This window comes from Acinetobacter sp. N1-1, assembly GCF_056711485.1.
In genome coordinates this window covers 1,804,773-1,815,803 of record NZ_JBWXUO010000012.1, presented here as the reverse complement: position 1 = coordinate 1,815,803, position 11,031 = coordinate 1,804,773, and the positions used below count along the sequence as shown (strand labels likewise).

At 36.3% G+C, this 11,031-nt stretch carries 11 protein-coding genes; 9 read left to right on the top strand and 2 right to left on the bottom strand.

The genetic code is table 11. The features are described from left to right. Positions 1 to 74: 74 nt before the first annotated feature. A complete protein-coding gene (gene rbsK, locus AC1MPL_RS09000) occupies positions 75 to 1,007 on the bottom strand; it encodes a ribokinase (RefSeq protein WP_479765524.1) in 933 nt (310 codons plus the stop codon). A gap of 446 nt (positions 1,008 to 1,453) precedes the next feature. On the opposite strand from rbsK, the gene AC1MPL_RS08995 reads away from it, so the two are divergent. From AC1MPL_RS08995 to AC1MPL_RS08960, 8 genes are all read left to right on the top strand, one after another. Next, positions 1,454 to 2,704, top strand: a complete 1,251-nt coding sequence (locus AC1MPL_RS08995; RefSeq protein WP_479765523.1) for a NupC/NupG family nucleoside CNT transporter — start codon at positions 1,454 to 1,456, stop codon at positions 2,702 to 2,704. A 218-nt stretch (positions 2,705 to 2,922) separates the two neighbouring features. Further along, positions 2,923 to 3,873 carry a nucleoside hydrolase gene (locus AC1MPL_RS08990; RefSeq protein WP_479765522.1) on the top strand — a complete coding sequence of 317 codons (951 nt, stop codon included), beginning with the start codon at positions 2,923 to 2,925 and terminating at the stop codon, positions 3,871 to 3,873. Between the two features lie 120 nt (positions 3,874 to 3,993). After that, positions 3,994 to 4,068, top strand: coding sequence for a pyrroloquinoline quinone precursor peptide PqqA (pqqA, locus tag AC1MPL_RS08985; protein ID WP_081401732.1), 75 nt, complete (start codon positions 3,994 to 3,996; stop codon positions 4,066 to 4,068). 70 nt (positions 4,069 to 4,138) lie between these two features. Continuing rightward, positions 4,139 to 5,053: a pyrroloquinoline quinone biosynthesis protein PqqB gene (gene pqqB, locus AC1MPL_RS08980; RefSeq protein ID WP_479765521.1), complete on the top strand. Its 915-nt coding sequence runs from the start codon at positions 4,139 to 4,141 to the stop codon at positions 5,051 to 5,053. A 23-nt stretch (positions 5,054 to 5,076) separates the two neighbouring features. Beyond that, positions 5,077 to 5,835, top strand: coding sequence for a pyrroloquinoline-quinone synthase PqqC (gene pqqC / locus AC1MPL_RS08975; protein ID WP_479765520.1), 759 nt, complete (start codon positions 5,077 to 5,079; stop codon positions 5,833 to 5,835). Further along, entirely contained in the window at positions 5,832 to 6,110 is a 279-nt protein-coding gene (gene pqqD, locus AC1MPL_RS08970) for a pyrroloquinoline quinone biosynthesis peptide chaperone PqqD (protein WP_479765519.1), read from the top strand. Before pqqC ends, pqqD begins: the two co-directional genes overlap by 4 nt. Further along, positions 6,107 to 7,231: a pyrroloquinoline quinone biosynthesis protein PqqE gene (pqqE, locus tag AC1MPL_RS08965; RefSeq protein WP_023272233.1), complete on the top strand. Its 1,125-nt coding sequence runs from the start codon at positions 6,107 to 6,109 to the stop codon at positions 7,229 to 7,231. The genes pqqD and pqqE overlap by 4 nt, the downstream gene beginning before the upstream one ends. A 6-nt stretch (positions 7,232 to 7,237) precedes the next feature. Further along, positions 7,238 to 8,290, top strand: a complete 1,053-nt coding sequence (locus AC1MPL_RS08960; RefSeq protein ID WP_479765518.1) for a dipeptidase — start codon at positions 7,238 to 7,240, stop codon at positions 8,288 to 8,290. Positions 8,291 to 8,331: 41 nt separating this feature from the next. On the opposite strand, the gene AC1MPL_RS08955 is transcribed toward AC1MPL_RS08960, so the two are convergent. Beyond that, entirely contained in the window at positions 8,332 to 8,985 is a 654-nt protein-coding gene (locus AC1MPL_RS08955) for an epoxyqueuosine reductase QueH (RefSeq protein WP_479765517.1), read from the bottom strand. Positions 8,986 to 9,697: 712 nt separating this feature from the next. On the opposite strand from AC1MPL_RS08955, the gene AC1MPL_RS08950 reads away from it, so the two are divergent. Then, positions 9,698 to 11,008: a PepSY-associated TM helix domain-containing protein gene (locus AC1MPL_RS08950; protein ID WP_479765516.1), complete on the top strand. Its 1,311-nt coding sequence runs from the start codon at positions 9,698 to 9,700 to the stop codon at positions 11,006 to 11,008. The last annotated feature ends 23 nt before the right edge of the window (positions 11,009 to 11,031 follow it).

Sequence of the window (11,031 nt, the reverse complement as noted above, 5' to 3'; positions counted from 1 at the left end):
AAAAATGAGCATGTATTTTCTTTCTAAATATAAATGATACCCTTGCATAGAAAGGATACAAGGGTATCATTTACTTATTGATCTTCTAAGAAAAGATTAATTTCTTTGCGCCATGGTACAGAAGGTTGACCACCTGCACGAGTAACTGCAATTGCAGCGGCAGCATTGGCAAAGCGTGCAGCTTTCTCTGCAGTTTGGCCTTCTAGAAGAGCTGTAATAAAAGCGCCATTAAATGTGTCCCCAGCTGCAATGGTATCTATTGCTTGTACTTTAAATCCAGCAATCAATTGCCCTTGTCCATTTTGGCTAAGCCAAACACCGCGTGAACCCATAGTAATTACAACTGTTTTAATGCCTTTGCCATGTAAAATTTGAGCTGCATCATCAGCGTCTTTTTCATTATGTACAATTTTTCCAGTTAGGCTTAGCGTTTCTGTTTCATTGGGAGTAATAATATCTACTAAACTTAATAGTGTTTCAGGTAGTTCTCTTGCGGGTGCAGGGTTTAAAATAACTGTTACATTTGCTTCATTTGCAATTTTTGCAGCTTCTATAATACTTTCTAGTGGTGTTTCTAGTTGTAATAGTAGGGCATCAGCTTCAGAAATAAGTGATCTATACTGTTGTACGTATGAAGGTGTAAGGCTAGCATTCGCGCCTGCACAAATACCTATACAGTTCTCGGCAAGTGCATTCACAAAGATAAGAGCAACGCCAGTAGGTTGTCCATTGACTGATTGAATGGCATGTATATTAATATTATCTTTTTCTAATTGTACCTTAACACTATTACCAATCGCATCATTGCCAACACAAGCAATAAATGAAATATTTGCACCACTACGACCAGCAGCAACCGCTTGGTTTGCACCTTTGCCGCCAAAAGCAACTTGATAGTCATCTCCTGTCAAGGTTTGACCAGGGTGAGGGAACTGCTCTAACTTAAGAATATGATCTGCATTGATACTGCCGAGTACAACAAGTTTTTTATGAGATATAGAATTCATTAACAGCCCAAAATATAAAAAATTAGACAAATGATACCGTGTTTTTTTTAAATTTACTGTGAAGTTAACCTATGAATGGGCAAAATATATTCTTAACTTTAGGTTATAATATATATTCCTACAAGGAATAATTTGTAAGATAAGTAAAAAAAGATTCGATATTTTAGTAGAAATTTGTTACATTTACGCTAATTGAAGTGGTAAAGATAAAGTTTTTTATAAAAAACAAATACTTAATTTTAACTACTTCTTTTTTGTGCTTGAAATTTAGCATGAACAATTCGTTTTGAGTAGATTTTAGGGCATTTGCTGTTTAGTAAGGGGTGAATGCTAAAATTTACTGCAACATCAAGTTTAATCTGAGTTTTGTAATATAAGAAAAGTATTTGCGTAATCTATTTTTAAATAGGTGTGGATAGACTTGTGCTTATATTACGGAGATACGTATGTCTGAATACCGCGGCTTAATTGGGATATTGATTCTGTTGCTTATAGGTTTTATTTTTTCAAATAACAGAAGAATGATTAAGATACGTACCATTCTACCTGCATTGGCTTTGCAGTTTGTATTGGGGCTTTTAATTTTATATGTCCCTTTTGGAAAATATTTATTTGAACAACTCGCGGTAGGTTTTAATAAAATTATTAGTTATTCTGATTCAGGAAGTACTTTTCTTTTTGGACCACTTGTTGGTAGCAAAATGAATACAGTATTTGATGGTGCAGGATTTATTTTTGCTTTCAAAGTACTTCCAACGATTGTTTTTGTAACAGCGCTCATTACTATTTTGTATTACCTTAAAATTATGAATGTATTTATTCGTATTTTAGGTGGTGCATTTCAAAAAGTATTAAATATTAGTAAAGTAGAATCTTTTGCTGCTGTTACAACCATTTTTATTGGTCAAAATGAACTGCCTGCAGCACTTCGTCCATTCTTACTTAAAATGAATAAGAATGAACTATTTACTGTAATGTGTAGTGGTATGGCTGCTGTGTCTGGTTCGGTACTGGTTGGCTATGCTGGTCTTGGTGTGCCAATGACATATTTACTTGCAGCATCTTTAATGGCTATTCCAGGTGGTATCTTGTTTGCAAGGTTACTTAGTCCTGCAACTGAAGTTTCACAAGTAGAAGTCAAAGAGATCTCTTTTGGTGAAAACAAACCAACCAATATTATTGAAGCTGCTGCTAGTGGTGCAATGCTTGGTCTTAAAATTGCTGCTGGTGTTGGTACGGTGATTATGGTTTTTGTCGGCTTGCTGGCACTACTGAATGGTTTGGTCGGTGGAATTGGTGGAATATTTGGAATTTCAGATTTATCAATCAATTCAATTTTTGGTTATATTTTATCCCCACTTGCTTATTTAATGGGCGTGGATTGGCATGATGCTTCTCTTGCAGGTGCATTACTTGGACAGAAATTGGCAATTAATGAGTTCGTTGCCTATTTAGGTTTAGCGCCTCATTTAGTGGATCACAGTATTTCTTCACAGACTGCTGCAATTATTTCATTTGGTCTTTGCGGCTTTGCAAATTTTAGTTCTATTGGTATAGTAATTGGTGCATTTAGTGTTGTAGAGCCAAGTTTAACCCCTGTTTTATCTAAACTTGCATTACGCGCACTTTTAGCAGCAACGCTTTCTAATTTAATGAGCGCAACAATTGCAGGAATTTGTTTGTCTTTCACAATGTAATAATATTTTTTTTACTCAGCCAAACTATACAAAGTGTATGTTTGGCTTTTTTTATGCAAGTCGCTTAAAAAATTATATTAACTTCAGTTTACATTATGATATTTGCATTAGAATTATACAGGCTCGGGTTCACTTCATATAGGGTTCACGGTATAGTGCCGTGTCATTTTTAAGTCAATACAATAGTGTTGGTTTTTTGCTCATTGAAAGGTATTTACATGCGATCTACAACTCAAAAAATTATTATTGATACAGATCCAGGTCAGGATGATGGTGTTGCAATTTTGCTGGCACTTGCAAGCCCAGAACTAGAAGTTATTGGTATTACGACTGTTGCAGGTAATGTACCTCTTGCTTTAACAAGTCGTAATGCAAGAATGGTATGTGAGTTGGCAAAGCGTTCGGATATAAAAGTTTTTGCAGGCTGTGATAGACCACTCAAAAAGCCATTGGTTACTGCTGAAAATGTGCATGGTAAAACAGGGCTCGATGGTATAGATTTGCCTGAACCAACAATGCCATTACAAGAGCAACACTCTGTTGATTTTATTATAGAAACATTTCGTAATGCACCTGAGAAAACAATTACATTGTGTACACTAGGACCAATGACCAATATTGCTCAGGCTTTGATACAAGCACCAGATATTGCGACACGTATTCAAAAAATTATTTCTATGGGTGGTGGCTTCTTTGAAGGTGGAAATATTACACCTTCAGCAGAATTTAATATGTTTGTAGATCCTGACGCAGCCAAAGTTGTATTTGATGCAGGAATTGAAATTACTGTTGTACCATTAGATGTGACACATAAGGCTTTAACAAGTGCAACTTGGATTAAAGAGTTAAGAGCATTAAATACGCTTGTGGGTGAGGCTGTAGCTTCTTGGACAGATTTCTTCGAGCGCTATGATAAAGAAAAATATGGTTCGGCAGGTGCGCCGTTGCATGATCCATGTGTAATTGGTTATTTGATTGCACCACATTTGTTTACAGGTAAACAAATTAATGTGGAAATTGAAACAACAAGTGAGTTAACTATGGGGGCGACTGTTGCCGACTGGTGGAAAGTAACTGATCGTCCTAAGAATGCATATTTTTTAAATACAATTAATCGTGATGGGTTCTTTGATTTACTTACTGAGCGTTTAGGCACTTATACTGAGTAATTTACATTTTAAGAAACTCTAAGGCTGTCCATTTTATATAAAGTTGGTTACAATAGAGTTTCAAATTTATCTTAAAATGGATGTGCGACCAATTAGCACATAAGGATTGGAGTATTGGACATGCAATGGACTAAACCTGCATACACTGATTTACGTATTGGCTTTGAAGTAACTATGTATTTTGAACACCGTTAATTTAAAAGTATTTATTGATAAGCCCTAGAATTTCTAGGGCTTATGTTTTTGTAGCATAGGTAAATAAAATATGTATATTTATGTATTAGGTTCGGCTGCAGGTGGTGGTTTTCCACAATGGAACTGTAACTGTTCTAATTGTGATGGTGTAAGAAATGGCATACTCAATGCAAAAACCAGAACACAATCTTCTATAGCAGTATCTGAAAATGGTATAGATTGGGTGTTATTTAATGCCTCTCCAGATATCAGGCAACAACTTTTTGACTTTAAAGCAGCACAGCCTGCGAGAGCATTAAGAGATACGGGCATTAAAAGTGTTGTTCTGATGGATAGTCAACTTGACCATACAACAGGCTTGATTACGCTTAGAGAAGGCTGTCCAATCAATGTTTGGTGTACAGATATGGTACATCAAGATTTAACCACAGGCTTTCCATTATTTAATATGCTCAAACATTGGAATGGTGGTGGTTTACAGCATCACAAAATTGATCCTACACAGCAGTTTAAGATTGATGGATTTGAGAATTTAGAATTTATCCCATTAGTTATTCGTAGTGCATCACCACCATATTCGCCACACCGAAATGACCCACACGATGGTGATAATATCGCAATGATTATCAAAGATCGTAAAACGCAAAAGCAGTTATTCTATGCACCAGGGTTAGGAAAAGTAGATAATGAAGTTATGCAAATTATGCAAGCTTCCGATTGTGTAATGATTGATGGTACTTTGTGGACAGACCACGAAATGCAAACGCGTGGTGTAGGTACAAAAACAGGTAGAGATATGGGGCATTTATATATCTATGGTGAAGGTGGATCTTTGTCTTATTTAGACCAGCTTGAAGATACTCGTAAGATATATATTCATATTAATAATACTAATCCAATTTTGGATGAAGATTCAGAGCAGTTTGCAACATTAAAGAAACATGATGTGGAAGTCGCATTTGACGGCATGCAAATCGAGCTTTAAAACATAAAGATCAAGGAATGAAAATGAGTCATACGCAGACACCTTTTACGACTGAGGAATTTAAACAGACCATCTTAGATAAAGGTCAGTATTATCATATTTATCATCCATTTCATGTCATGATGCATGAAGGGCGAGCGACTCAAAAGCAAATTCAAGCATGGGTTGCCAATAGATATTATTATCAGATTAATATTCCTTTAAAAGATGCTGCAATTATGGCGAATTGTCCTGATCAGCGTGTACGCCAAGAGTGGATTCAGCGTATGATTGATCAAGATGGCGAGTATCCAGATGGTGGTGGGCGTGAAGCATGGTTGCGTTTAGCTGAAGCAGTAGGATTGACACGTGAGCAAGTTATTTCAGAAGAACTTGTTTTACCCGGAGTACGTTTTGCTGTAGATGCGTATGTAAATTTTGCTCGTCGTACATCTTGGCGTGAAGCAGCAAGTAGCTCCTTGACTGAGCTTTTTGCACCTAAAATTCATCAATCGCGTTTAGATTCTTGGCCAAAACATTATCCTTGGATTAACGAGCAAGGTTATGACTATTTTCGTTTAAGGCTTGGACAAGCACGTCGTGATGTTGAGCATGGCTTAAATATTACGTTAGATTCATTTACAACGTATGAATCGCAACAGCGCATGTTGGAAATTTTGCAATTTAAGCTTGATATTTTATGGTCAATTTTAGATGCGCTTACATTGGCTTATGTACATAATGAAGCACCGTATCATAGCGTGACAGATCAACCCGTATGGCATAAAGGATTATTTAAATGATTTTAGATACAAGTATTGTACCCGTATGGCAACGTGGTTATCGTTTTCAATATGAGCCATCACAGCAAGCACATATTATTTTGTACCCTGAAGGAATGATTAAGCTGAATGAGTCTGCTGCTGCGATTGCACAGCATATCGATGGTCAGTGTACGATTGCAGATATTATTGCAAACCTGAAGCAACAGTTTGGCGATATTGAGCAAATTGATACCGATGTGGCCGACTATATGCTTGTAGCGCAAAAAGAAAATTGGATTAAGTTAGACAAATGAGTGAGGTTGGTTTACCGCTCTGGTTACTTGCCGAGCTGACTTATCGTTGTCCTTTACAATGCCCATACTGTTCCAATCCGCTTGAATTTGCATCTATGCAAAATGAGCTAACAACAGAGCAGTGGTTCGATGTATTTAAAGAAGCACGTGAGATGGGTGCAGTTCAGTTAGGGTTTTCGGGTGGAGAACCATTGGTTCGCCAAGATTTGCCTGAACTCATTGAATATGCACATAAATTGGGTTTTTATACCAATCTCATTACTTCAGGCCTAGGGTTTAATGAAGAAAAAATTGCTCAGTTTAAGCAAGCAGGTTTAGATCATATTCAAGTGAGTTTCCAAGCCAGTGATCCTGTTATTAATGATATGTTGGCAGGTTCAAAACGTGCTTTTGAAAAGAAAAATGAAATTGCACGGCTTGTAAAAAAATATGAATATCCAATGGTTCTGAACTTTGTTATACATAGGCATAATATTGATCAGATCGAAGATATTATTCAGCTTTGTATTGAACTTGAAGCAGACCAAGTTGAGCTTGCGATTTGTCAGTTTTATGGATGGGCATACTTAAACAGACAAGGGCTTTTACCTACCAAAGAACAGCTAGTTCGTGCTGAGCGTATTACCAATGAATATCGTAAGAAGCTCAGTGATGCGGGTAATCCATGTAAGCTTATATTTGTGGTTCCTGATTATTACGAAGAACGACCAAAAGCATGCATGAATGGTTGGGGAAGTATTTTCTTAACGATTACACCTGATGGTACTGCATTACCATGTCATGCAGCGCGTCAACTACCAATGAATTTCCCTAATGTCAAAGATGAAAAACTCTCTGATATATGGTATCGCTCTACAGGGTTTAATCACTTCCGAGGCGATGCATGGATGCCTGAGCCATGTAAAAGTTGCCCTGAAAAGAAAAAAGACTTTGGTGGTTGTCGCTGCCAAGCCTTTATGCTGACAGGAGATGCCTCTCAGCCTGATCCTGTCTGCTCAAAGTCAGACCATCATCATTTAATTTTAAAGGCAAGAGAAGAAAGTGAACGTGAGCTTGCATTACATGAGCTGACATTTAGAAATAAAAAGAACTCTAAGTTGATCTTGGTCTCTAAAGGATAGTTTTTAATGCAAAAACCAAAGATATTCGATGGTCATAATGACCTTTTGGCAAGACTTTGGTTAGCAGATGATGAAGACCCATCATTTGCTTTTTTGCACAGTACGCTTACAGGACAAATGGACTGGGAAAGATGTCAAAAGGGTCAACTTATCGGGGGGCTTTTTGCTATTTTTGTTCCGCCATTTGAATATGTAAAAAAGAACTATCCACATAAAATTGATTGGACTTTACATCAAACTGCATATACAACGCAGCAAGTTGAACAAATCTGTTTTGCACAAATGTCCTATCTACTACAGATAGAGGCAAAGTCAACAGGAAAAATTAAGATTTGTCGAACTGTTGAAGAGATTCATGATTGTATTGCAAATGGGGTATTTGCAGTAGTTATGCATATAGAAGGTGCTGAAGTACTTGATGCAGATTTTCATTTACTTGATGTTTTTTATGCTGCGGGACTAAGAAGTATTGGGGCACTATGGAATGCACCAAACCAGTTTGGTTATGGCTTAAACGTACCTTTTCCTCATTCGCCTGATACAGGGTATGGCTTAACAGCATTAGGAAAAGAACTCATTCGCTATTGTCAACATAAGCGATTGGTTGTTGATGTTTCTCATATGAATGAAAAAGCATTTTGGGATACTGCAAGTATTTTACAGCAACCCATTGTAGCGACGCATTCTAATGTCCATGAAATATGTCCTCAAGCACGTAATCTCACCAATATGCAGTTAGAGGCAATTGCTTTGTCTAAAGGTTTTGTTGGTGTAAATTTAGATACTGCTTTTTTACGTGAGGATGGGAAGCGTAATGCAGATACATCATTTGAAATTTTAATTCGCCATTTTGATCATCTCATTGAATATTTAGGAGAAGATCATGTTGGATTTGGTTCTGACTATGATGGTGGCTTTATGTCAAATGCATGGGCTGATATTTCTTATTTTCCAAAAATTATAGATAAACTCTCAGCACATGGATATAACGATGATTTAATTGAAAAAATTAGTCATAGAAATTGGTTATGTGTTTTAAAAGGTATTTGGAAGGAGTGAAAAGTAAAAGAGCCTCAATATTTTGAAGCTCTTAAATACAGTTACTCTTCGTTACTCATTGCAGAGTAGAATTTTACACCGAGCTTAATACGGTCTCTACCTTGGCTTTTACGGAAGCGGTTTGTATCACGTAGAGAGTAAACGCAACCACAATATTCTTGCTGGTAAAATTCTTCACGTTTACTAATTTCAATCATACGGCTTGAACCACCGCCTTTACGCCAGTTATATTCCCAATATGTCATGTCCGGATAATGAGATGCGGCACGTACACCACAGCCATTAATCTGTTTCATATCTTTCCATCGAGAAATACCTAACGAACTTGAAATGACAGGAAAACCATGTTCGTGTGCATACAGTGCTGTACGTTCAAAACGCATGTCAAAGCACATAGTGCAACGAATTCCACGCTCTGGTTCTTCCTCCATACCTTTTGCACGTTCAAACCAGTTGTCTGTATCGTAGTCACAGTCGATGAATGGAATATTATGTTTTTCAGCAAATCGAATATTTTCTTCTTTACGAATGAGATATTCTTTTACAGGATGAATATTTGGGTTGTAAAAGAAGATTGAAAAATCAATTTCAGATTCGATGAGTGCTTCCATAACTTCACCAGAGCATGGTGCGCAACAAGAATGAAGTAATAACTTATCCGCCTTATTTGGCAACTCTAGTTTAGGTCTTTGCATAATAAAAAATCGTAGAACATTACATAGTAGATAAGCGGGTCATTATACGAGAAAAACAAACAGATGTTGATGGTTTTTTATGCTTTGACACTTTATTTTACGAAGCAACTGCGTATCTAAGAGGATAGATATGCTATTTGATGGTTTAGAAATTCTAGTCAAAAGATAACGTTGCCTTTAATGGCTTTTTAGATTGTGCCCAATAATTGGTATAACTAGATATATAGTAGGTTTTATTTAAACGTGCTTTTAAATCAGGATTTATTTGCATACTTTCATTTAGAGTAGTAGTTGTAAAAGCAGGTAGGTTTGTAACATTATCAGTATAGTTTGCATTGTGTAATGCATCTATCGGATATCTTTTTGATATTAAAACGATAATTTGCAGTAAGGTTGGCGCTATGTTTCAGTTAAGCATGCTGATTGTATTGAGTTGCATATTCTATCTCTACACAAAGTGTATTCATATGCATGAATTTAGGCATAAAAACTTACAAAACACAAGGCTTTGAAATATCAATGCAATTATCGTAAGTGATAAGCCAAGTTTTTGTATATACGTAAATATATTGTCAAAATATGAAAAGCACAGCTATCTTACTCTATAATGGTTAATGTATGTAAAGTAAAAAAGTATGTTGCTAATAAAATGCACCAAAATTTCTCATTTAAAAGTTTTATAGATCAAACTTTACGAGTCCTACATATATATGTGGGGCTTCTTGTTGCGCCATTTATATTTGTTGCAGCACTCACTGGAACGCTTTATGGATTAACACCTCAAATTGAGAAAAAGCTTTATGAGCCATACTTGATTGCAAAACATCAAGTGCATCAGCAGTCACACCTTTTAAGTGAGCAAGTCAAACGTGCTCAAAAGTTTTTACCATCATCTGCACATATTACTGCTGTTCGACCTGCAACAGATGCCAATACAACAACAAGAGTGTTGTATATGGATATGAGAGACCCAAGTAAAACTGTAGCTATTTTTATTAATCCTTATAACCTGACAATGCAAGGTAAATTACCTGTTTATGGAACAAGTGGGGTTTTGCCTATACGTACCTTTTTAGACCATTTGCATCGTGATTTATTACTTGGTGAGTATGGGCGTATCTATAGTGAACTTGCTGCGAGTTGGTTGGGTATATTTGCGATTACAGGTTTTATTCAATGGCAAAGAAGAAAAAGAAAAACAGCCAATGCGCATTTAAGACATCGGTCTATATATTGGCATGGTCTAATAGGTATAAGTGTTTTGCCGATGCTTTTATTTTTCTCGACAACAGGACTGACATGGTCAAATTGGGCAGGGGGAAATATCGCTAAATTTAGGCATTTAATGAATAGTGATACGCCTTCTTTAAATACTCAGTTAGGTATCCATCCTTTAGTAAGTAGAGATGAACATGCTGAACATCATATGGGTATGATGATGCATCATGGCAGTGAAATGACATTAAATAATCTGACTGATTTTGATGCTATAGTAAATATTGCACGTACACGTGGATTAAATGCATCTGCGCTACAAATTAAACCAAGTTATGATAAAAATCGTGTTTGGACAGTTGAAGAACTACAACATCAATGGCCAATAAAAATAGATGCGTTGGCCGTAAATGTTAAAGATAAATTGGTTGTGGATCAGATTCATTTTAAAGATTTTCCACTGTCTGCAAAATTGACACGTTGGGGTGTAGATTTACATATCGGTATTTTATTTGGATGGGTAAATCAACTATTTTTAGTGATGTCAGGGCTTGGTTTGCTCGTTCTCATTTTCTTTGCATACCGTGCATGGTTTAGTTATGTAAGGCCATTACATACACTTATAGAATGTAGTCATCAATTAATATACTGGTGTAGCCATGCACATACTAACCAGTTAGGTCTTTGTTTAGTCGTATTAGGCGTGATGTACTTTATTATGCCTATTTGGGTAATTAGTATTGGTCTGTTAAGCCTTTTTGTTACAGTACATGCAATGTATTTAAGGGTTTATGAAAAGCAAGGCTAAAAGGTTTAACCCTGCTTTAATTA